The sequence below is a fragment of the Arthrobacter sp. 01L42 genome (assembly GCF_056400005.1).
This window is the reverse complement of the sequence record NZ_JBFTSL010000004.1, coordinates 146,843-168,024: the sequence shown is the minus strand read 5'-3', so window position 1 is coordinate 168,024 and position 21,182 is coordinate 146,843. Positions and strand designations below refer to the sequence as shown.

Sequence of the window (21,182 nt, the reverse complement as noted above, 5' to 3'; positions counted from 1 at the left end):
CCGCCTCCCGCGGCGCTCAGGCTGCGGGATGGCCGGGAAGGCCGTTGACCAGGCATGCGCCGGGTGCGCGTGAAGGACTTACGCCCGGTGAACCACCTGAGGCTTACGCCCGGCGAACCACCTGAGGCCTACGCCCGGTGAACCACCTGAGGCTTACGCCTCAAGGACCACCGGGATGATCATGGGCTTGCGGCGGAGCTTGCGGTTGACCCACGTGCCGACGACCCGGCGGACGACCTGCTGCAGCTGGTGCGTCGTGTGGTCCGTGCGGTTCAGCACGGCTTCTTCGAGGGCCTCATTGATCTTGGGGATGATCTCGTCAAAGACGGAATCGTCCTCGGCCACGCCGCGGGCGTGGATTTCCGGCCCGGACACCACCTTGCCGGTGGCACGGTGGATGACCGTGATGATGGAGATGAAGCCCTCATCGCCGAGGGTCTGACGGTCCTTGAGGTCTGCTTCGGTGACCTCGCCGACGCTGGAGCCGTCGACGTAGACGAAGCCAACCTCGACCTGGCCCACGATGTCGGCCTGGTGGTCGCGAAGATCGATCACTGTGCCGTTGTCCGCGAGCAGGATGCTTTCCTCCGGCACTCCGGATTCGAGGGCGATCTTGCCGTTGGCGATGAGGTGGCGGGTTTCGCCGTGCACCGGCATGGCGTTGAGCGGCTCAAGGATGTTGTAGCAGTACAGCAGCTCGCCGGCGGCAGCGTGGCCGGAGACGTGCACCTTGGCGTTGCCCTTGTGGATGACGTCGGCGCCGAGCTTCAGCAGGCCGTTGATGATGCGGAAGACGGCGTTTTCGTTGCCCGGGATCAGGCTGGACGCGAGGATGACGGTGTCCCCCTCGCCGACGACGACGCGGTGGTCGCCGTTGGCCATGCGGGACAGGGCGGCCATGGGCTCACCCTGGGAGCCGGTGGACATCAGCACAACCCGGTTGTCCGGCAGGTTGTCGATGTTCTTGATGTCGACCAGGATCCCGGCCGGGACCTCCAGGTAGCCCAGTTTCGCGGCGATGGCCATGTTCCGGACCATGGAGCGGCCCACGAAGGCAACCTTGCGGTTGTGGTTGGCGGCGGCGTCGAGAACCTGCTGGACGCGGTGCACGTGCGAGGAGAAGGAGGCGACGATGATGCGCTTGGAGGCCTGCCCGAACAGCCGGTCCAGGGTGGGTCCGATTTCCTTCTCGGCGGTGGTGAACCCCGGGACGTCGGCATTGGTCGAATCCGACATGAACAGGTCCACGCCTTCTTCGCCCAGCTTGGCGAAGTGCCGGAGGTCGGTGATGCGGCCATCCAGCGGCAGCTGGTCCATCTTGAAGTCACCGGTGTGCAGGACGGTGCCGCCCGAGGTGCGGAGGAACACGGCCAGGGCGTCCGGGATGGAGTGGTTGACGGCGATGAACTCGCATTCGAAGGGCCCGTACTTCTCGACCTGGCCCTCGACGACGATCTTCGTGTTCGGCTTGATCCGGTGTTCCTGCAGCTTGGCCTCGATGAGGGCCAGTGTCAGCTGTGAACCGACGATGGGAATGTCGGCGCGCAGGCGCAGGAGGTAGGGGACGGCGCCGATGTGGTCTTCGTGACCGTGGGTCAGGACTACCGCGACGATGTCCTGGAGACGGTTCTCGATGTAGGAGAAGTCCGGCAGGATGAGGTCGACGCCGGGCTGGGTCTCCTCGGGGAAGAGGACGCCGCAGTCAACGATGAGGAGCTTGCCATCGATCTCGAAAACGGTCATGTTTCGACCGATTTCCCCGATTCCGCCGAGCGGTACGATCCGCAGGGTGTTCTTCGGGAGGCGGGGCGGCGTGACAAGGCCGGGAAGGGCGGTTTGGGTCATAGTGCACTACTTTCCAGGCTGAAGCCGGGCTGGTTCTTAACCATCAGGATTGGCTCCCGATCAGGAAAAGACCATCCCCGCTTCCGCCAAATCCTCGCGGATGGTTGCGATCTCGGCCTCGCCCGGCTCCACGAGGGGCAAACGGACAACCGAGTTGGGCAGGACTCCCTGCCACTTAAGAACCTGCTTGGCAGCGACAGCACCCTGAATGTGGGTCATCACTGCGCGGACCACGGGGTCCAGTTCGAAATGTAGGGTGCGGGCGGTAGCAAAATCGCCTGCAAGTGCGGCATCGATCAGCGCACGGAATTGCCGCGTCGCGACGTGCGCGGAGACGCTGACCAGCCCGACGGCACCGGCGGCCATCCACGGCAGCGTGAGGCCGTCGTCGCCGGAGTAGACATCAAGATCGGTGTTCGCCAGGACGCGCGTGAGGGCGTTGAAGTCGGCCTTGGCATCCTTGAGGGCGACGATCCTGGGGTGGTCGGCGAGCCGGATCATGGTCTCGGGCAGGATGGGCACGCCGGCGCGGCCGGGGATGTCGTAGACCATGACGGGGAGGTCGGCGGCGTCGGCCACGGCCTCGACGTGCGCCTGGATACCGGCCTGGCTGGGCTTGTTGTAATACGGCGTGACGATCAGCTGGCCGTGGGCTCCGGCCTTGGCGGCGCGCTTGGCCATCTCGATCGAGTGCGAGGTGTGGTTGGTCCCGGTTCCGGCGATGACCTTGGCGCGGTCGCCCACGGCCTCGACGATGACGCGGAAGAGCTTCTCTTTTTCGTCGTCCTCGAGCGTGGAGGTCTCACCCGTGGTGCCGGAGATCACGAGGGCGTCATTGCCGTCGTCGACGAGCTTGCTCGCCAGTTCCGCCGACTGCCGGTAGTCGACCTCACCGTCCGATGTGAAAGGCGTGACCATGGCAGTCACGAGGGTCCCGAACGTGTAAGAGCGAATATCAGAGTCAGCCATATGAAAAACGTTACCTTGTCTGCGGCATGTTAGGACAATGGCGGCGGTGTGACGAACGTCAAACTCGGCGGCCGTGCGTCACGTTTCGGCCGCCCGGCCGGACTCAGGGCCGCCGAAACCGCGCCAGCACACTGTATTGGAGGCTCGCGGTCAGCACCTCGGTGCCGGTGCCGGCCGCCTGCCGGAGCGGGAGCCCGTCGGGACCCCAGAACCCGCTCAGGCCACACGAAGGGCCGAGCGGCGTGGCGCCCGCCAGGTTCGCCAGGACGGAGAACATCCGGTTGTCCATGGCCCGGGCGCCGAGATGCAGTGCCAGCCGGTGGTCTTCGCCGGCCGCGTAGAGGGCCGAGACGGCATAGATGTCCGCCCCGGCGTCCGCGGCCCATTCCGCATGGCCGGGGCGCGCTGCGTCGAAGCAGATCGCCAGGGCGACCTTCCAGCCGTCGATCTCCAGAACCGCTGGATTCCTGCCGGCCACGAAGAGATCCTGCTCCGGTCCGTGCAGATGCGTTTTGAAGCTGGTCTCGATGGAGCCTGTTGGATGGACCGCGAGGGCGGCCAGCCGCGGAGTACCGTCCGCGTCTTTGAACGCGGCACCGACGACGGCGGTTATTCCGGTGCGCCGGCAGATTTCCCGGATGCCGTCCAGCCGCCGGTCAGCCGCGCTCAGCCACTCCCCGGGTCCGTCCAGCAGGTCCAGCCGGTATCCCGTCAGCGAGAGTTCGGGAAAGATGACAAGCCGGGCTCCATGCGACTCGGCGTCTTCGATCAGCCGGATGTGCTCGGGCACGTTGGCGGCAACGCCACCATCCAGGGCCTGGTATTGGACGGCGGACAGCGTCAGCGCGGTGATTGAGCCAGTGGTCACCCTGCCATCCTATGCACCCCGTCTTTCGCCGGAGGGAGCCGAAGGTGCCGAGCAGTAACGCCCGACGGCGGTTTCGCGAAGGGCCTCTGCCCAGGCGGCTAGACGCTGGGCCGCCCGCACGTAGTCGAACAGTTCGGTTGGAGTGAGGGCGTCGAGGTCCGTCTCGGCCAGCCGCCGGGCCAGCTCAGCTCCCGGCGGCACCGCGGCCAGCGCCGCACCTTCCTTCCCCCACTGAACGTCCTCGGCCGGCTCCCCGGCGACCAAGCGCCGGAAGAGGAAGTCCACGACGCCCGGGCTCATGGCTTTGAGGACGCCGGCCGCCGGCTCGCCACCGTTCGTCCGTCCGCCAGGCGTCGCGCTGTTCAGTTGCGGGCCCGACGGATCCGGGCCCGGAAATTGTCGGCTTGTGGATTCCCGGCCGGTGAATTCGGGCTTCAGGAAGGCTGGCTCTGGGGCGTCGTTCATGCGCCCATCGTATTCGAACATATATTCGAATACAAGGGATGCCCGGAGAAGGATCGGGGCTGCGGGCAGGCCGAAGATGAGACGGTCACCGGGCCGATCGTGAGACGATCAGATGATGACGGCGCGCGGAATGACTACGGCTTCCCGGACCGTCCGGGGCACTCCCCCCGGCGTCCGGCTGGCCGGCATCGACGCCGCGCGCGGCCTGGCCCTGCTGGCCATGATGGCCACCCACGTGCTGGCAACCTTTGAGCCGGACCCGCAGCTCACGCCCACCTGGATCGGCCTGGCGTTTTCCGGACGGGCAGCCGCGCTGTTCGCCGTGCTGGCCGGAGTCGGGCTCGCCTTGTCCACGGGGAAACAGCAGCCGCTTGAGGGCGCCGAACTGCGGGGTGCCCGCAGAGGCATCGCCTTGCGGGCGCTCGTGATCGGTGCCGTCGGGCTCTCCCTGGGCGGGCTGGAAGTCAACATCGCGATAATTCTGGTCCACTACGCCCTGCTGTTCCTGTGTGTGCTGCCCTTTGTCGGGCTTGGGCTGAAACGCCTGGCCGCACTCGCGGTCCTCTGGATACTGGCTGCCCCCGCCCTGGCCTACCTCCTGCGGCCGTGGCTGCTGTCCGCCGATCCGCCCCTGCGGCTGGGGCACAACCCAAGCTGGGAGGATCTGGCCACCCCGGCCAGGCTGCTGGGCGACCTCTTTCTCACGGGCTACTACCCTGTCCTGCAGTGGATCGCTTATCTCCTGATAGGGCTGGTGATCGGTCGGATGGCGCTGTGGAAAGCGGCCGTGCCGTTCCTGCTCGTTGCTGCCGGCACGGTGGTGGCCGTCATGTCCAAGTGGCTGGGGACGCTCATGCTGGAGGACTGGGGCGGCAGGCAGGCCCTTCAGGCGCACATCGGCGATCCCGCCTACCCGCTGGAGAGCCTGCTGCAGGTCAACCTGGCCGGCATCGACCAGTCAGGCTCAGTCTGGTGGCTGGCCACGAGTGCACCGCACTCCGGCACCACGCTGGATCTGTTGCACACCTCGGGGGCCGCTGCCGCCGTGATCGGCCTGTGCCTGCTGCTGGGCCGGCTGGGCGACTGGCTGGAACTGCATCTGCTGCTGCCGCTGCGCGGAGCCGGGGCCATGACGTTGAGCCTCTACACGGCTCACCTGTGCATCATGGCCGCCCTGCACGACCAGCCCTTGATGCCGGGCTGGACCGTGGAGGGTGTGTATTTCGCGCAGGCTGTCGGGATGCTGGTGGCCGGCGGAGTCTTCGCGGCCATGGCGTGGCGCGGGCCGCTGGAGTGGGCGACCCATGCGGCCAGCCAGGCGGGCCGGCACCAGCCGGCCCAAGTCCGCCGGCCTCGACGCGTGCGCTAAGTTCCGCCGCCGGATCCGGCGCTGAGTTCCGCAGCCCGGCCCCGCACGGCCCGGCAAACGGTGTCCGGCTAGTTCTTCTGCTCCCCGGCGCGGAACATCCGCACGGCGTCGCGCATTGAGGCGCGGGCGCGCTTGCGGTCTCCGGCAGCATCGTACGCACAGCTGAGCCGGAACCAGGAACGCCAGTCCTCGGGGGCAGCTTCGGCCTCGGCGCGGTACTTCTCAAATTCGGCGTCGGCGGCTTCGCGGATGATCCGGCCGGCGGGTGTGCGCGGCAGAGTGTCCTCCGGCAGGCCCCCCTCGGCTTCGAGGATCTTTGCCAACCGCTCAGTGCGGGCACCAAACAGCAGTTCCCGGATCAGGGCCCAGGCCCCGATGACCGGCAGCACCAGGTAGGCGACGCCGATCGCCTTCGCCACGAGGCTGGGGTCGGACATCAGGAGCACGGAACGCTGAAGGGACACCACCAGGTAAAACACGAGCAGCAGGGTGACGGCCCCCACCCAGATCTTGGTGCGGTTCGCTTTCAGGGCTGTCAAGGCAGCGGACATCTGACTCAGAGTCCCAGGTCCAGGTAACCGTCGAGTCCCACGGTGAGACCGGGGTGAGCGGCGACGCTGCGGATCCCCAACAGCACCCCGGGCATGAAGGACGCACGGTCAAAGGAGTCGTGGCGGATGGTCAGCTGCTCCCCCGGCCCGCCCAGCAGGACCTCCTGATGCGCGACAAGACCGGCCAGCCGGACACTGTGGACCCGGATGCCGTCGACGTCGGTGCCGCGGGCACCGGCGAGTTCCGAGGTGGTGGCGTCCGGGCTGGACGGCACGCCAGCCTCGGAGCGCTCGGCCGAGATCAGCTGTGCCGTGCGCACGGCAGTGCCGGAGGGCGCGTCGACCTTGTCCGGGTGGTGCAGCTCAATAATTTCAACGGATTCGAAGTACTTGGACGCCTTGGCGGCGAAGGCGGAGGCCAGGACGGAGCCGAGGGCGAAGTTCGGGGCGATCAGGACGCCGACGCCGGGCCGGTTGGCGAGGAGTTCTTCCAGCCCCGCGAGCCGGCCGGCATCCCAGCCGGTGGTGCCGACCACGGCGTGCATGCCGTGCTCGACGGCGAAGCGAACGTTCGCCTCGGTGCTTTCGGGGACGGTCAGGTCCACCACGACCTGCGCGCCGGAGCTGACAAGGGAGTCGAGGGGGTCGTTGCGGCCAAGGGCCGCGACGAGCGTCAGGTCCGCGGCGGCGTCGATGGCCTTCACGGCCTCTGCGCCCATGCGCCCGCTGGCGCCCAGCACGGCGACGGAGAGTTGTTCGGTCATGCCATCAACCCTACCGCCGGGGCCGCTGCGTTCCGGAACCGGCGGCGCTTGGTTACAGGGCCGCCGCCGCGGGCGACAGCCTGACCGCCACGCGGCGTGAGCGAGGTTCCGCAAGGCCCGGCCCGCCGGCTCGATGGGTCACACGCCGACCCAGGCCCGTCAGGCTGGATTGACGCCCTTATGCCTGTCAATCTAAACTGACAGGCATGGAGACCGATGACCTGTCCGCGCATATTCATTCACTCGATCCCGCCGTCGGTCTGCGGGCGGTCGGCGCCCTCCATCGCCTGGCAGAACAGGTCGAGGCAGCGCAGGTCAGAGCTGCCCGACAGCGGGGATGGACCTGGGAGCAGATCGGCGACGCCCTGGGCGTCTCGCGGCAGTCCGTCCACGCAAAATACCGAGAGTGAGATCAAGCCATGTTTGAACGATTTGCCGACGACACCCGAAAAATCGTTGGCTTCGCCATGGACGAGGCCCGCTGCAGCGGCGACAAGCGGCTGGGCACGGATCATCTGCTGTTGGGGGCGCTCCACGATCCTGCTCCCGCCGCCCTTCTCGGTGTCACGCTCGATCAGGCACGGGCCGCGGCGGCGAGGCTTGACCGCACGGCACTCGCATCAATCGGTATAGATGCCCACGGCTTTGAGCGCGTCCCCATGCCCAGCCGGGGGAAGAAGCCGCCCTTCAGCTCGGGCGCCCGGTCGGTAATGGAAGGCATGCTTCGGTACGCCATGGACCAGAAATCACGACAAATCACCACCGCGAATCTGCTGCTGTCACTGCTGGACTGCCAGGAACACGATCCGGCAGCCGTGCTGCTCAAGGAACTGGGGGTCGACCGGGCGGGGGTCCGGAGCAGGGTTCTTTCCTCCTGATCCGGAGCCGGCTTCCTGCCGGTCACCACGGCGTCTACTCGCCGGCGCCGACCCACTCCACGGTGCCGTCGGCGAAAAACTGTTCCTTCCAGATCGGCACTTGGGCCTTGATCCGGTCGACGAGTTCTGCACATACGGCGAAGGCCTGGCCGCGGTGGGCCGCCGAGACGGCGCACACCAGGGCCGGATCGCCGATCTCCAGCATGCCGATCCTGTGGGCCGCCCAGATCCGCACCGGCTGCCGCTCGTCCCGGGTGGCGCCGGCGCCGCCGGCGGCGTCCTCCGGAGATCCGCCGGGCACGGCATCGCCGGCCGGGACCGAGTGCTCCGCCACAAGCCCGGCGACGACGTCGGCCATCACCTGGTGCGCCGTCGGGTGGGCGCTGTAGCTGAGCCGGGAGACCTGCTTGCCGCCGTCGTGGTTGCGGACGACGCCGCTGAAGCTGACCACCGCTCCTGCCGTGTCCGACTCCACCGCCGCGATGGCCTGCTCCACCGAGATGGGTTCGGCGCTCAGCACGGCGTGCACGATTTCAAATCCGGTATCAGTGCCCATGGCTGCCTTCCAGTTGGTCGCAAAGGTGTCCAACGATGGGATCCAGCACGGCCAGGCCGTCCATCACACCCTTCGGGGATCCGGGCAGGTTCACGATGAACGTCTGTCCGGCTGCGCCCGCGTGGCCCCGGCTGAGCATGGCCATCGGAGTCTTGGCCGTTCCGGCGTTCCGGATGCCCTCCATGATGCCCGGGATTTCCCGGTCCAGCAGGGGCAGCGTCTGCTCCGGCGTTGCGTCGGTGGGGCTCAGCCCGGTGCCGCCGCTGGTGATGATGACGGCCGGCTGCTGGCTCAGCAGGGCCCTCAGCGCGGCCCCGACCGGCGCCCCGTCCGGCACCACCATGGCGGGGAACGGCTCGAAGCCGTGCTCGGTGAGCCAATCGATGATCACAGGGCCCGTGAGGTCCTCATAGACACCGGAGGCCGCCCGGGTGGAGGCGATCACGACACCGGCCTTGCGGCCCGTGGCTTCGCCGTGGCGGTGGGGTTCGGGCATGTTCATAGGGTCCAGTCCCCGCTCTTGCCGCCGCTTTTGGCGAGCACCTTGATATCGGTCAGGACCGCGTGCTTGTCCACGGCCTTGATCATGTCGTACACGCTCAGTGCCGCGACCGTCGCCGCAGTCAGGGCTTCCATCTCGACCCCGGTGACGCCGCGTGTCTTGACCGTGGCGAAAATTGTCACGGCGTCGGTGTCGAGCTCAAAGTCGATGGTGACCTTGGCGATCGGCAGCGGGTGGCAGAGCGGGATCAGGTCCGGCGTCTTCTTGGCCGCCATGATCCCGGCGATGCGGGCCACGGCCAGGGCGTCGCCCTTCGGGAGCTCACCGCCGCCGAGGAGGGACAGGACCTCGGCCGTGCTGCGGACGGTCGCGGTGGCCGTGGCTTCCCGGGTGGACTGCGCCTTGTTGGACACATCCACCATCTGGGCCGTGCCGTCGTGGCGGAGGTGGGTCAGGCGGGTGTTGCCCACGGCTCTTTTGTCCGCTTCGCCGTTGCCCGCTTCGCCGTTGTCCGCCGGTGCGGCATCCGCTTCAGGGTTTTCTACATCATTCACAGGATCCATACTTCCACTTCGTCGCCCGCTGCGAGCGCCGCTGTTCCCACTGGCACGTGGACCAGGGCGTTGGAACGGGCCAAGGCATGGACCAAGTGGGAGCCCGCGCCGCCCTCCAGCCTGACCGTGCCGTCCGGCGCCAGCGTGCCGCGCCGCACCTGGTGCTTGCCCGCCGGGGAGGTCAGCGGTTCGGCGAGGCGCGCGCGGACGGCGGGCCGGGGCGCCGGGGCACCGAACAGTTCCGTGAGGACCGGGCGCAGGAACATTTCAAAGGACACCAGGCAGCTCACCGGATTGCCCGGGAACCCCAGCACAGGGACGCCGTCGAAGCTGCCGATCCCCTGCGGGCCGCCCGGCTGCATCGCCACGGCGCCGAATTCGACGTCGTGTCCGGCCATTGCCTGCCGGACCACCTCGTAGGCACCTTTGCTGACGCCGCCGGTGGTGACGATCAGGTCCGCGGCGGGGGCGTGCCGGCGCAGCAACGCGGCGAGCTCATCCGGCTGGTCCGTGGAGACGCCGGTCCGTGTGACCTGGAGCCCGGCCTGGCGCATGGAGGACTCGAGCAGCGTGCCGTTGGAGTCGAAGATCTTGCCCGGTCCCAGCGGGCTGCCCGGTTCCACCACCTCGTCGCCGGTGGTGACCAGGAGGACCCGGAGGGAGGGACGGACGGGCACCTCCGTGTAGCCCATCGCCGCCAGCAGTCCCAGCTGGCCGGGGCCGAGGAAGGTCCCCGCGCTGAGGGCGAGCTCGCCGGAGCGGATGTCGCTGCCGGCGTCGCGCACGAACGTTCCGGCGGCGGCGGCCGGCAAGTGGACCGTGGCGGGCTCCCCCGGCACCGGGAAGGAATCGGGCACGGCCTGCTCGATGGGAACGACGGCGTCGGCCCCGGCCGGCATCATCGCGCCGGTCATGATCGGGGCGGCCGTGCCGGCGGCCAGTTCCGCCGGTGTGGCTCCGGCCGGGACGGGCGCGACGACACGCAGTTCCCTGCCGCCGTCGGGCACGTCGGCGCTGCGGATCGCGAAGCCGTCCATCTGCGAGTTGGCGAAGGGGGGAAGGTCCAGCGGCGCCAGGATGTCGGCGGCGAGCCCCCGGCCCAAGGCTTCGAGCAGCGGGAGCCGTTCCACCCGCCCCTCGGTGCGCAGGGGGGCCAGCAGGGCCCGCACCTTATCCCGGTGTGCTTGAACGCTGACATGCCTTGTCTCGGTGCGGTGCATGCGTTTCCTGACCTCTGCTCGGCTCGCTAGGACTTCACGTCAACTCTAACCGTGTGGTAACCCGTGGCTCCGTTCGGCGCGACCGGGGCGGATTCCTCGGCCTGCGGCACGCCGTCGAGGGCTGTGGCCCGGACCTGGACCTCATATTGTCCCGGCTCCAGCGGCAAGGCCAGCTTCCACTGGTACCAGGTGTCCTTGGAGATGCCGGGGGCCAGCTCGGCCTGATGCCAGTCGCCGCGGTTGACCCGCAGCTCCACCTTGCCGATGCCCGTGTGCTGGGCCCACGAGACGCCGCCGAAGACAACCGTCCCGCCCTTCACGTTGGCCCCGTCGCGCGGCACGTCAATGCGGGACGATGTCTTGATGGGCCCGCGCTCGCTCCAGCCGCGGGGCGTCCAGTAGGCGACGTCGTCCGCGTACCGGGTCACTTTCAGTTCGGTGACCCACTTCGTGGCGGAGACGTAGCCGTACAGCCCGGGCACGATCATCCGGACGGGGAATCCATGTTCGAGCGGGAGCGGTTCCCCGTTCATGGCGACGGCCAGCAGCGCGTCGCGGTTGTCCGTGAGGGCCTCCAGCGGGGTCCCTGCCGTCCAGCCGTCTGTGCTCCGGGAGAGCACCATGTCCGCCCCGGGCTTGGGGCCGGCCATGGCGAGCAGTTCGCGCACCGGCCAGCCGAGCCAGCGGGCATTGCCGATCAGGTCCCCGCCGACCTCGTTGGAGACGCAGGCGATGGTCACGTGCCGTTCCGTCAGGGGTTTGGCCAGGAGAGTGGCGAAGTCGAGCTCGATCTCCCGTTCCACCAGGCCCGTGACTTTCAGCGTCCATTCCGCAGGATCCACCAGCGGGACGCGCAGGGCGGTGTCGATCCGGTAGAAATCCCTGTTCGGCGTCACGAGCGGGCCCAGTCCGTCCAGCCGGATCTCGGCGCCGGCCGGGATGGGCGGCGCGGGAGCGGCGGGCACCGGGAGGACCAGCTTGCTGCGCACGTCGCTGACGACGGCGGCCGCTCCCCTGAGGGTGGAGGCGAGCACACCGGCGACGGCGGCAACCGCGGCTGTCCCGCCCAGCGCCAGCAGGAACCTGCGCCGGGCGGGCCCGGCTTCGTTGGCTGTGGCATCTGCAGGCGCCACGGCAGGGGCGTCCTGCGGAGCCGGCTCAACCGGTGGTGTTTCCGGCGGGCCGGACGCCACCGCCGGTCGCCGGCCGGCATCGGGTTGCCACTCCAACAGTTTCCGGATGAGCCACCGCAACAGCGCGATCCCCACCAGTGCCACCAGCACCGGGACGGGGATGGCGTTGGCGGTCAGGTCGGCCCGGCTCAGCACGGCCACGAGCCCTACCGCGCCGAACACCGCGATGAGAATCACCCCGGCGAAACGGCGCCGCACTTCGAGGACTCCGGAGAGCGCCGCGAGCGCGGCGATGACCAGTGCCATGCCGCCCAGCAGTGCCGCCTTGTCCGCCGTGCCGAACAAGGAAATGGCCCACTCCTTGACGCCCGGCGGGACGGTGTCGATCACGGCCCCGCCGACGGCCGCCACCGGAGACACCGTGGGGCTCACCAGGCTGGCCGTGAGTTCACCGAGGACCACCGCCGTCCCCACGGCCACCAGTCCGGCCCCGGCGGCCCACAGGTCCCGGGACTGCCGCTGCCGGACTCCCGGTTCCGTATGCTGCTGTTCCCTGCCGGCGAGTGTGCCGCCGGTTTCCTTCCCCTGCCCGTCAAAGCTGACGCCGCTGCTCACTGTGCCCGTCCCGTCCGGAGTTTTTCCTCTACCGCGTCGCGCGGAATCCTGTTGTGTGCTCCCTCGGCTGTTGCTGCCGGGGCTGCTGCTCCCCCGGCAGCAGGCTCCCCGGCAGAAGTGCCGTGGCTGCCACCCGGCTTCTGGCCGGCGGCTCCCTGGCCGGGGAGCAGCAGCGAGAACCGGCATCCGCCGTCGACGTTCTCCACGGTGACGGTGCCTTGATGGGCGCTGACGATTCCGGCGACAATGCTCAGGCCAAGGCCGGCGCCGCTGTAGCGCATGACGCCTGCCGGCTCATCCGGCCCGGGCGCCCGGAAGCCGTCGCCCGGGGCCGCGCCATCAGGGGCCATTCCGTCCAGTCCGTCGTCCGGGGCGGCCCAACGGCCGGTCTGCCGCCGCGCCGGGTCCTTCTGCCAGCCGGTTTCGAACACATGCGGGAGGTCCGCTTCGGGGATCCCGCCGCAGCCGTCGGTGACCGCGACGACGGCCCGGTCACCGTCCCGGCCGACTTCCACGGTGACCCGCGAGCCGGGTCTGCTGTGGACGATCGCGTTGAGCACGACGTTCCGGATGGCACGCCCCATCGAGGGGCCGTCGGCGAGGGCCAGGCTTTCCCGTTGGCCGCCGCCGTCGAGCGTAATGCCGTGCTGCTCCGCCAGCGCGGCGAGGTCGGCAATGGCGTCGCTGGCGAGGTCGTACAGGTCCAACGGCTCGGCCTTGAGCCGCATAGTTCCGGCATGGATCTTCGACAGTTCCAGGAGGTCGTTGACCATGCCGGCCATGAGGTCGGTCTGCGCGATGAGCTTGCGGTAGTAGGCGGGGACGTCCGCGGCCATCCCGTCTTCCAGGGCCTCGGTCATGGCGCGCATGCTCGCCAGCGGCGTCCGCAGGTCGTGGGAGATCCAGCTGACCAGTTCGCGGCGGGCGTTTTCGACGGCGGCCTCCCGCTGCCGGGAGGCCTCCAGCATCCGGCTGCTGGATTCGAGCTCGGCGGCGAGGGCGGCAAGTTCGTGGCTCATCACCGGGGACTGGATCCCGGGGCTCTCGCCGCGGCCGATGCTCCGGGCAGCCTCGACCAGCGCCTTGGCGTTCCGCGAGACCCTCGCTCCGAGCACGAGCGCGATCGAAACAGCCACGGCGGAAGCCACGGCCAGGACGTACCACATCACTTCGAGGTCCCGGGCCGAGATGAACATCGCGTTGAAGGCGCTGACCATTCCGGCCGTCAGGACCGCCACGGCGGCGAGCACCACCACACAGATCTGGACCGCGAACGAGGCCCGGCGCAGGGATTTCAGGATGAGCAGCGACGCGGCCCCGATCACGGCTCCCCAGGCCAGGGCCCAGCCGATGATGGTCAGGAGTTCAGAGGTCTGCATCGGCGGACTCCTCCTCATCGCTGGGGTCCAGCCGGTAACCCACGCCCCAGACCGTTTTCAGGACGGAGGGGCGGGTGGGGTCGTCCTCGATCTTCTCCCGCAGCCTCCGCACGTGCACCGTGACAGTGGACAGGTCCCCGTAGTCCCAGCCCCAGACGGCTTTCATGAGTTCCTCGCGGCTGAAGACCTGCCGGGGACGGCGGAGCATGAAGGCCAGAAGGTCGAACTCCCTGGCCGTCAGCGCCAGGGGCCTGCCATGGCGGGAGACGGTGCGTGCGGCCGGGTTGAGGTCGAAACCGCCCACTTCGACGGAGGGCTCCGGGCTGAATTCGGGAATGCTCCTGCGCAGGACCGAACGGACCCGCAGTACCAGCTCGCGGGGCGAGAATGGCTTGGTGACGTAGTCGTCAGCGCCGGCTTCCAGGCCGAGGATCCGGTCGTCTTCCGTTCCGAGGGCAGTGAGCATGATGACCGGGACACTGTGTGCGGCACGGAGCCGGCGGCAGACTTCCACACCGTCCAGGCCCGGCAGCATCCGGTCCAGCAGGACGAGGTCCGGGCGGCGTTCGGCCGCAAGGCGCAGGGCCGTGAACCCGTCGGCGGCGAGGACCACCTGGTATCCAGCCTGGACGAGGTAGTCCCGGACCACTCCCGCGATGGTCGGTTCGTCCTCGACGAGGAGGATGCGCCGGTACTCCGTTGCGTCCGGGGCCGGCTGGGTCTTGTTCACGCTTCCAGCATAGGTTCGCGGCCACGGTCCGGGCAGGGCTCCGGACCCCCGCCGGACATCGTTCCCGAATCCGTAATATCCGTGCCGTCATGCGGCTGTGACGTGGGCAGCGAGGTGGCGTAGCCTGACTCTATGACAGTTCAACTGGGTATGCCCCAGCCCCGCGCGGCAGGCAGTCCCGGAGCGGGAGTGCCTGCTGCAGCCGCGCTGTCCGGGCGTCCGGAGGGCCTGGTTGCAGGGCTCGTGGATCGCTACGGCCGCCGCGCCACGGACATGCGCCTCTCACTGACGGACAAGTGCAATCTGCGTTGCACCTATTGCATGCCGGCCGAGGGCCTGGAATGGCTGTCCAAGCAGGCGGTGATGTCCGCGGAGGAAATCGTCCGGATCGTGCGGATCGGCGTCGACATGCTCGGCGTGCGTGAACTGCGGCTGACCGGAGGCGAGCCCCTGGTGCGGGCGGACCTGCTGCAGATCATCGCCGCGCTCCGCCAGGCCCACCCCGGCCTGCCAATCTCGATGACCACCAACGCCGTCGGCCTGGACAAGAAGGCCGCCGGACTCAAAGCCGCGGGACTGACCAGAATCAACGTCTCGCTGGACTCCCTGCATGAAGAAACCTTTACCAAGCTGACCCGCCGGCCCTTCCTGGACAGGGTCCTCGCCGGCGTCGACGCCGCCTGGGCCGCAGGCCTGGGCCCGGTCAAGCTCAACGCTGTACTCATGCGCGGCATCAACGACGCCGAGTCCCCGGCCCTCCTGGCCTGGGCACTGGACCGCGGCTATGAACTGCGCTTCATCGAACAGATGCCGCTCGACGCGGACCACGGCTGGACCCGGCGGAACATGATCACCGCCGCGGAGATCCGGGAACTGCTCTCGGTCGATTACGTGCTCAGTTCCGACCCGCGGGACCGCGACGGCGCCCCGGCGGAACGGTTCGAAGTCCGGGCCCGGGTTCCCGGCACCGACCGCGCCGCCGGCCCTCTGCTCGGCACTGTGGGCATCATCGCCTCCGTCACGGAGCCGTTCTGCTCGGACTGCCGCCGGACGCGCATCACCGCCGAGGGCAAGATCATGAGCTGCCTGTTCTCGCGCGAGGAAGTGGATCTGCTGGGGCTGCTGCGCGAGGGCGCCAGCGACGAACAGCTCGCCGAACGCTGGCAGGATGCCATGTGGATCAAGCCCAAGGCCCACGGCATGGACCATGTGGGCCTCGACGCGCCCGACTTCGTCCAGCCGGACCGCAGCATGAGCGCCATCGGAGGCTGACTTTTTCGTGAATGTACGCTACTTCGCTGCCGCACGCGCTGCCGCCGGCGTGGATGAAGAACGCTACGACCTCGCCGACGGCGACACCCTCGCCTCGCTGCTCGAGGCGATCCTCACCGTCGAGCGCCCCGAACCGCCGGCCGGTACGCCGCCGCTGGCCCGCATCCTGTCCCGCTCCAGCTTCCTGCTCAACGAAGTTGCCGTGCGGGACCATGCCGCGGCGCTCAAGCCGGCCGACGTCGTCGACGTGCTGCCGCCGTTCGCCGGCGGGTAACCCGGGCACGCCCGGCTCCATAAAGCCGGTATGTCGGGTTCACAAAATCCGGGGTATCGCGTTTAGCTGGCCGGTTCTAGAGTGTGGAATATCCGCCGCGGCGGGCAACAAACACCAACGAGGAGGGCAGCATGTTCACCTTGCAGATCGAGCATAGGATCAAGGATTTCTCCATGTGGAAAGCGGCGTTCGACCGTGATCCGGTGAACCGCGCGGCGTCGGGCGTCACCGCGTACCGCATCAACCAACCCGTGGACGACCCGCACTCTGTGGTCGTTGAACTGGACTTCGAGCAGCGCGGGCAGGCAGAGGCCTTGTTGGCCAATCTTCAGGCGAAGGTCTGGAACTCCGCCGAGGCGGCGCCCGGCCTAGAGGGAACTCCGAAGACCCGGATTCTGCAGGCCGCCTCCTAAGACCTCACGCCGGTACGGCAGCGCCCTCAGCGACGCGGCGGCACACGGTAGTCATGAAGGGCGTGAAATCGCTCGCCCTGCCCAGGCGGAGTCCGGCGGCATGAGTGAGTTCGCCGTCGTCCACCCGGAAGGTGTGCCGTGCGGTCCCGCGGTCACTTCGCCGTTCCACGGTCAAGGTGCCGCCTTCCATGCTGGCGCGCGCGGGTCCCTCGGGCGGCAACCCCAAGCTGTTGACGTGGTACCAGAAGGTCTCCGGATGGTCCGGGTCCGTCGTGAAGACACCGTGGCCTTCGGACCGGGTCCCGTCCGCATCCGTGTGCCGGTAGCTCTGGGCGACGGCAAGCCCGGCGGCTGCCCGGGAAAAGATAATCTCGGTGTCCGCGGTGCGCGCCGGACCCCACGCGGTTGCCTCCCAGTGCGTGGTCCCCGTCCAATGGCCCAGGAAAGCCTCAAGCGCCTCACATGCACTGCCTGGCAGCGGCCGGTCCACAGTTTCTCCCATATGGAGTTCCTCCCGAGTGACCCCGCCACCATCATGACGCCGCGCCAGTTGGAATGTCTAGGCCAGGAGTCCGAACGTCTCGCTTTCCTCGAACGGCCCGACCACCGTGACGGTCCGCGGGGCTGCCGCGAGCTCACGGGCGAGCTCCTGGACCTCCGCGGCTGTGACGGCCTTGATCTGGCGGAGGGTCTCATCGATGTCCTGGTACTCGCCGGACACCAGTTCCGCGCGGCCCAGCCGGGACATCCGGGAACCGGTGTCCTCCAGCGCCAGCACGATTCCGCCGCACAGCTGCCCCTCCGCCTTGCGCAGCTCCTCGTCTGAGATGCCGTCGGCAGCCAGCTTGTCCAGTTCGGCGCCCAGCAGATCAATGACCTGGCGGACCTTCGACGGGGTGCATCCGGCGTACATGCCGAAATAGCCGGCATCGGCGTAGGAGGAGGCGAAAGAGTAGGTCGAGTAGACGAGTCCGCGCTTTTCCCGGACCTCCTGGAAGAGGCGGGAGGACATTCCGCCGCCGAGGACGGCGTTGAGCACACTCATCACAAAGCGGCGGCCGTCGGTGGCGACCAGCGACGGGCAACCCATAATGATGTTGGCCTGCTCCACCTGCCTCTTGACCACATGCAGGCCGGCCGTGCCGGTGATCGATGCACGTTCGGTGGAGCGGCGCTGCACGGGGGCGGCCGCGGCCTCAAGGTTCCAGCCGGCGGAGTGCAGGGCATCCACCACGAGCCCGCAGACGACGTCGTGGTCCAGGCCGCCGGCCGCGGTGACCACGAGCTCGTCGGGACGGTAGTAGCGGCGGTAGTGGTCCCACACCGAGTCGCGTGCCACGGCCCGGATGGCTGCCGGCGTGCCGCCGATGGGGCGGCCCAGCGGGTGCGTTCCCAGCACGGCGGCCACGAAGTTCTCGTGCGCGACGTCGGTGGGATCGTCGCTGTCCATGGCGATTTCCTCGAGGATGACGTCCCGCTCCTGCTCCATCTCCTGCGGGTCCAGGACCGCGCCGGTGATCATGTCCGCGATGACGTCGATCGCCATGGGAAGGTCCGTGTCCAGCACGCGGGCGAAGTAGCAGGTGCTTTCCTTCGCGGTGGCCGCATTGGATTCCCCGCCGACCTCGTCGAAGGCCGAGGCGATCTCCAGCGCGGTGCGGCGCTTGGTGCCCTTGAAGAGCAGGTGCTCCAGGAAGTGCGTGGAACCGTGCTGGCCGGGAGCCTCGTCGCGGGAGCCGACGCCGACCCAGAAACCGATCGTGGCAGAGCGTTGGCCGGGCATCGCTTCGGTGAGGACGCGGACGCCGCCGGGCAGGACCGAGCGTCGCACCTCGGAGCCGCCGTCGGCGCCGTGGATCAGGGTGTCAGCGTGCTGGTTCTGCTCTAGCGGCAGGGGGACGACAGTCATCAAGGCCTTTCATTGAACACATGCCAAATCTGCCTGCCATCCTACCTTTAACAGCAGCGGGGCCGGTGGTTGATCCACCGGCCCCGCTTTTTGACTCAGGAGAGACTACTCCGCGGCGTCCGCGGAGACCTCGGCGTTGTCAGCGTTTTCCGTGTTTCCTGCATTTTCCGCGCCAGCCTCCTCAGCCACTACGGGCGAGAGGGACAGCTTTCCGCGATCGTCGATCTTGGTGATTTCCACCTGGATCTTCTGGCCCACGGAGACGACGTCGTCGACGTTGTCCACGCGCTTGCCGCCGGCGATCTTGCGCAGCTCGGAGATGTGCAGGAGGCCGTCCTTGCCCGGGGTCAGGGAAACGAAGGCGCCGAAGGTGGTGGTCTTGACGACCGTGCCCAGGTAGCGCTCACCGATTTCCGGGATCTGCGGGTTGGCGATGGCGTTGATCGCGGACCGTGCTGCGTCGGCAGACGGGCCGTTGGTGGCGCCAATGTAGACAGTTCCGTCGTCCTCGATCGAGATGTCGGCTCCGGTGTCTTCCTGGATCTGGTTGATCATCTTGCCCTTCGGGCCGATGACCTCGCCGATCTTGTCAACCGGGATCTTGACCGCGATGACGCGCGGCGCGAACTCGGAGAGCTCGTCCGGGGTGTCGATCGCGGAGTTCAGGACGTCCAGGATGTGCAGGCGGGCTTCGCGGGCCTGCTTCAGGGCGGCGGCCAGGACCGAGGCCGGGATGCCGTCGAGCTTCGTGTCCAGCTGGATGGCCGTGACGAACTCGGAAGTACCGGCAACCTTGAAGTCCATGTCACCGAAGGCATCTTCGGCGCCGAGGATATCGGTCAGGGCGGCGTAACGGGTCTGGCCGTCGACCTGGTCGGAGACCAAGCCCATGGCGATACCCGCAACAGCAGCCTTCAGCGGCACGCCTGCGTTCAGCAGGGACAGCGTGGAGGCGCAGACGGAACCCATCGACGTCGAACCGTTGGAGCTGAGAGCCTCAGACACCTGGCGGATGGCGTAGGGGAATTCCTCGCGGGACGGCAGCACCGGCATGATGGCGCGCTCTGCGAGGGCACCGTGGCCGATTTCGCGGCGCTTCGGGGAACCGACGCGGCCGGTCTCGCCGGTGGAGTACGGCGGGAAGTTGTAGTTGTGCATGTAGCGCTTGCGCGTCACGGGAGACAGCGAGTCGATCTGCTGTTCCATCTTGAGCATGTTCAGCGTGGTGACACCCATGATCTGGGTCTCGCCGCGTTCGAAGATGGCCGAGCCGTGGACGCGGGGCAGAACCTCAACCTCGGCGGTGAGCTGGCGGATGTCCGTCAGGCCGCGGCCGTCGATGCGGATCTGGTCCTTGAGGATACGCTGGCGCACAACCTGCTTGGTGACGGAGCGGAAGGCTGCGGACAGTTCCTTCTCGCGGCCTTCGAACTGGCCAGCCAGGGAAGAGGTGACCTCGTCCTTGAGCTCGTCGGACGCGGTGTCGCGTTCCTGCTTGTCGGCGATCTGGAAGACAGCGGCCAGCTTCTCGGCGGCAGCAGACTCCACAGCGGCGTAGACGTCGTCCTGGTAGTCCAGGAAGACCGGGAACTCGACGGTCGGCTTGGCGGCGCGGGCTGCCAGGTCGGACTGTGCTTCACAAAGGGCCTTGATGAACGGCTTGGCAGCCTCGAGGCCTTCGGAGACAACCTCTTCGGTCGGGGCGGTGGCGCCCTGTTCCTTGATGAGGTTCCAGGAGTTGTCGGTGGCTTCGGCTTCAACCATCATGATGGCGACGTCGTCACCGGCGATGCGGCCGGCGACGACCATGTTGAAGACGGCGTTCTCGAGCTGGGAGTGCTTCGGGAACGCAACCCACTGCGAGCCGTTCTCGTCGGCAACGAGGGCAACGCGGACGCCGCCGATCGGGCCGGAGAAGGGCAGGCCGGAAAGCTGGGTGGACATCGAGGACGCGTTGATCGCGACGACGTCGTAGAGCTCGTCCGGGTTGATGGACAGCACGGTGACGACGATCTGGACCTCGTTGCGCAGGCCCTTGACGAACGCGGGGCGCAGCGGGCGGTCCATGAGGCGGCAGGCCAGGATGGCTTCCGTGGAGGGACGGCCTTCGCGGCGGAAGAACGAGCCCGGGATGCGGCCGGCGGCGTACATACGCTCTTCGACGTCGACGGTCAGCGGGAAGAAGTCGAAACCTTCACGCGGGTGCTTGCCGGCGGTGGTTGCGGACAGCAGCGCGGTCTCTTCATCGATGTAGACCATCGCTGCGCCGGCTGCCTGCTTGGCAAGGCGGCCGGTTTCAAAGCGGATTACACGCTTGCCGAAGCGGCCATTGTCAATGATTGCTTCTGAGAACTGGATTTCGGGACCCTCCATAGAGAGTCACCTCCGTTTCTTGGTTCACGGAGCCCAGCCGCATCAACCCAGCCCAGCATCTGTCTACTGGCCTGCACTGCACCCGGTCATCGATCGAGACCCACGGGCCGGGCCTCATTCCTTGAGGCCGTTCCCGGGGATCACTACCGAGGACCGCGAATGCGTGATGCGGTTGATCCTCCTGTTTAGTTTTTTCCTGAAGAAGGCGGCCCTTTCCGGTCCGGAAGGGGCCGCCCCTTAAAACTGACTAGCGACGCAGGCCGAGGCGCTCGATGAGCTTACGGTAGCGGGTGATGTCAGTGTTCTTGAGGTAGGTGAGCATGCGCTTGCGACGACCAACCATGGCCAGCAGACCGCGCTGGGTGTGGTAATCGTGCTTGTGCTCCTTCATGTGCTCAGTGAGATCCTTGATCCGCTGAGTCAGGACTGCAACCTGGACCTCCGGCGAACCGGTGTCGCCCTCGGACGTTGCGAAATCCTTGATGATGGACTGCTTTACAGCGGCTTCAAGTGCCACAATAACTCCTAGAGATGTGCCGTGAG

General features: G+C 67.9%; 23 protein-coding genes. 6 read left to right on the top strand and 17 right to left on the bottom strand.

Annotated features, from left to right (window positions below):
• Nucleotides 1-153 precede the first annotated feature (153 nt).
• The 4 genes from AC1DN2_RS05050 to AC1DN2_RS05035 form a co-directional block, all read right to left on the bottom strand.
• The gene (locus AC1DN2_RS05050) at nucleotides 154-1,845 is read right to left on the bottom strand and encodes a ribonuclease J (RefSeq protein WP_476849451.1); all 1,692 of its coding nucleotides are present in this window, start codon (nucleotides 1,843-1,845) and stop codon (nucleotides 154-156) included.
• 60 nt (nucleotides 1,846-1,905) lie between these two features.
• Nucleotides 1,906-2,814 carry a 4-hydroxy-tetrahydrodipicolinate synthase gene (dapA, locus tag AC1DN2_RS05045; RefSeq protein ID WP_223913994.1) on the bottom strand — a complete coding sequence of 303 codons (909 nt, stop codon included), beginning with the start codon at nucleotides 2,812-2,814 and terminating at the stop codon, nucleotides 1,906-1,908.
• Between the two features lie 103 nt (nucleotides 2,815-2,917).
• Nucleotides 2,918-3,682 (bottom strand): carbon-nitrogen hydrolase family protein, encoded by a 765-nt coding sequence (locus AC1DN2_RS05040; protein WP_476849450.1) that lies wholly within the window; start codon nucleotides 3,680-3,682, stop codon nucleotides 2,918-2,920.
• 9 nt (nucleotides 3,683-3,691) lie between these two features.
• Nucleotides 3,692-4,147: a hypothetical protein gene (locus AC1DN2_RS05035; RefSeq protein WP_476849449.1), complete on the bottom strand. Its 456-nt coding sequence runs from the start codon at nucleotides 4,145-4,147 to the stop codon at nucleotides 3,692-3,694.
• A gap of 115 nt (nucleotides 4,148-4,262) precedes the next feature.
• Here AC1DN2_RS05035 and AC1DN2_RS05030 point away from each other — a divergent pair, with 115 nt between their 5' ends.
• A complete protein-coding gene (locus tag AC1DN2_RS05030) occupies nucleotides 4,263-5,516 on the top strand; it encodes a heparan-alpha-glucosaminide N-acetyltransferase domain-containing protein (RefSeq protein ID WP_476849448.1) in 1,254 nt (417 codons plus the stop codon).
• A gap of 68 nt (nucleotides 5,517-5,584) precedes the next feature.
• On the opposite strand, the gene AC1DN2_RS05025 is transcribed toward AC1DN2_RS05030, so the two are convergent.
• Both AC1DN2_RS05025 and dapB read right to left on the bottom strand, forming a co-directional pair.
• Nucleotides 5,585-6,067 (bottom strand): hypothetical protein, encoded by a 483-nt coding sequence (locus AC1DN2_RS05025; RefSeq protein WP_223913998.1) that lies wholly within the window; start codon nucleotides 6,065-6,067, stop codon nucleotides 5,585-5,587.
• A 5-nt stretch (nucleotides 6,068-6,072) separates the two neighbouring features.
• Nucleotides 6,073-6,831 carry a 4-hydroxy-tetrahydrodipicolinate reductase gene (gene dapB, locus AC1DN2_RS05020; protein WP_476849447.1) on the bottom strand — a complete coding sequence of 253 codons (759 nt, stop codon included), beginning with the start codon at nucleotides 6,829-6,831 and terminating at the stop codon, nucleotides 6,073-6,075.
• Nucleotides 6,832-7,037: 206 nt separating this feature from the next.
• On the opposite strand from dapB, the gene AC1DN2_RS05015 reads away from it, so the two are divergent.
• Together AC1DN2_RS05015 and AC1DN2_RS05010 are read left to right on the top strand one after the other, a co-directional pair.
• Nucleotides 7,038-7,241, top strand: coding sequence for a helix-turn-helix domain-containing protein (locus AC1DN2_RS05015; RefSeq protein ID WP_223914000.1), 204 nt, complete (start codon nucleotides 7,038-7,040; stop codon nucleotides 7,239-7,241).
• A 9-nt stretch (nucleotides 7,242-7,250) separates the two neighbouring features.
• Nucleotides 7,251-7,709, top strand: coding sequence for a Clp protease N-terminal domain-containing protein (locus AC1DN2_RS05010; protein ID WP_476849446.1), 459 nt, complete (start codon nucleotides 7,251-7,253; stop codon nucleotides 7,707-7,709).
• 34 nt (nucleotides 7,710-7,743) lie between these two features.
• Here the strand turns inward: AC1DN2_RS05010 and AC1DN2_RS05005 are convergent, their stop codons facing one another.
• From AC1DN2_RS05005 to AC1DN2_RS04975, 7 genes are all read right to left on the bottom strand, one after another.
• Nucleotides 7,744-8,265: a molybdenum cofactor biosynthesis protein MoaE gene (locus AC1DN2_RS05005; RefSeq protein WP_476849445.1), complete on the bottom strand. Its 522-nt coding sequence runs from the start codon at nucleotides 8,263-8,265 to the stop codon at nucleotides 7,744-7,746.
• Nucleotides 8,255-8,767, bottom strand: coding sequence for a MogA/MoaB family molybdenum cofactor biosynthesis protein (locus AC1DN2_RS05000; protein ID WP_476849444.1), 513 nt, complete (start codon nucleotides 8,765-8,767; stop codon nucleotides 8,255-8,257). The genes AC1DN2_RS05005 and AC1DN2_RS05000 overlap by 11 nt, the downstream gene beginning before the upstream one ends.
• On the bottom strand, nucleotides 8,764-9,321 hold the full coding sequence (gene moaC / locus AC1DN2_RS04995) for a cyclic pyranopterin monophosphate synthase MoaC (RefSeq protein WP_476849443.1): 558 nt from the start codon (nucleotides 9,319-9,321) through the stop codon (nucleotides 8,764-8,766). Before moaC ends, AC1DN2_RS05000 begins: the two co-directional genes overlap by 4 nt.
• Nucleotides 9,318-10,541 (bottom strand): molybdopterin molybdotransferase MoeA, encoded by a 1,224-nt coding sequence (locus AC1DN2_RS04990; RefSeq protein WP_476849442.1) that lies wholly within the window; start codon nucleotides 10,539-10,541, stop codon nucleotides 9,318-9,320. The genes moaC and AC1DN2_RS04990 overlap by 4 nt, the downstream gene beginning before the upstream one ends.
• A gap of 26 nt (nucleotides 10,542-10,567) precedes the next feature.
• Nucleotides 10,568-12,136: a molybdopterin-dependent oxidoreductase gene (locus AC1DN2_RS04985; RefSeq protein ID WP_476849491.1), complete on the bottom strand. Its 1,569-nt coding sequence runs from the start codon at nucleotides 12,134-12,136 to the stop codon at nucleotides 10,568-10,570.
• Nucleotides 12,137-12,285: 149 nt separating this feature from the next.
• Complete coding sequence (locus AC1DN2_RS04980) at nucleotides 12,286-13,668, bottom strand: sensor histidine kinase (RefSeq protein WP_476849441.1); 1,383 nt, start codon at nucleotides 13,666-13,668, stop codon at nucleotides 12,286-12,288.
• On the bottom strand, nucleotides 13,655-14,398 hold the full coding sequence (locus AC1DN2_RS04975; RefSeq protein WP_079551342.1) for a response regulator transcription factor: 744 nt from the start codon (nucleotides 14,396-14,398) through the stop codon (nucleotides 13,655-13,657). The genes AC1DN2_RS04980 and AC1DN2_RS04975 overlap by 14 nt, the downstream gene beginning before the upstream one ends.
• Nucleotides 14,399-14,530: 132 nt before the next feature.
• On the opposite strand from AC1DN2_RS04975, the gene moaA reads away from it, so the two are divergent.
• The 3 genes from moaA to AC1DN2_RS04960 all read left to right on the top strand — a co-directional run bounded on the left by moaA (nucleotide 14,531) and on the right by AC1DN2_RS04960 (nucleotide 16,357).
• Nucleotides 14,531-15,670, top strand: a complete 1,140-nt coding sequence (gene moaA / locus AC1DN2_RS04970) for a GTP 3',8-cyclase MoaA (RefSeq protein WP_223914007.1) — start codon at nucleotides 14,531-14,533, stop codon at nucleotides 15,668-15,670.
• A gap of 7 nt (nucleotides 15,671-15,677) precedes the next feature.
• Nucleotides 15,678-15,944, top strand: a complete 267-nt coding sequence (locus AC1DN2_RS04965; protein ID WP_476849440.1) for a MoaD/ThiS family protein — start codon at nucleotides 15,678-15,680, stop codon at nucleotides 15,942-15,944.
• Between the two features lie 131 nt (nucleotides 15,945-16,075).
• Complete coding sequence (locus AC1DN2_RS04960; protein WP_476849439.1) at nucleotides 16,076-16,357, top strand: hypothetical protein; 282 nt, start codon at nucleotides 16,076-16,078, stop codon at nucleotides 16,355-16,357.
• Nucleotides 16,358-16,361: 4 nt separating this feature from the next.
• Here AC1DN2_RS04960 and AC1DN2_RS04955 read toward each other — a convergent pair whose 3' ends face one another.
• The 4 genes from AC1DN2_RS04955 to rpsO all read right to left on the bottom strand — a co-directional run bounded on the left by AC1DN2_RS04955 (nucleotide 16,362) and on the right by rpsO (nucleotide 21,156).
• Nucleotides 16,362-16,859 (bottom strand): DUF1579 domain-containing protein, encoded by a 498-nt coding sequence (locus tag AC1DN2_RS04955; protein ID WP_476849438.1) that lies wholly within the window; start codon nucleotides 16,857-16,859, stop codon nucleotides 16,362-16,364.
• 57 nt (nucleotides 16,860-16,916) lie between these two features.
• Nucleotides 16,917-18,266 carry a M16 family metallopeptidase gene (locus AC1DN2_RS04950; protein ID WP_243181750.1) on the bottom strand — a complete coding sequence of 450 codons (1,350 nt, stop codon included), beginning with the start codon at nucleotides 18,264-18,266 and terminating at the stop codon, nucleotides 16,917-16,919.
• 105 nt (nucleotides 18,267-18,371) lie between these two features.
• Entirely contained in the window at nucleotides 18,372-20,639 is a 2,268-nt protein-coding gene (locus tag AC1DN2_RS04945) for a polyribonucleotide nucleotidyltransferase (RefSeq protein ID WP_223914011.1), read from the bottom strand.
• A 247-nt stretch (nucleotides 20,640-20,886) separates the two neighbouring features.
• A complete protein-coding gene (gene rpsO / locus AC1DN2_RS04940; RefSeq protein WP_018774485.1) occupies nucleotides 20,887-21,156 on the bottom strand; it encodes a 30S ribosomal protein S15 in 270 nt (89 codons plus the stop codon).
• Nucleotides 21,157-21,182 lie beyond the last annotated feature (26 nt).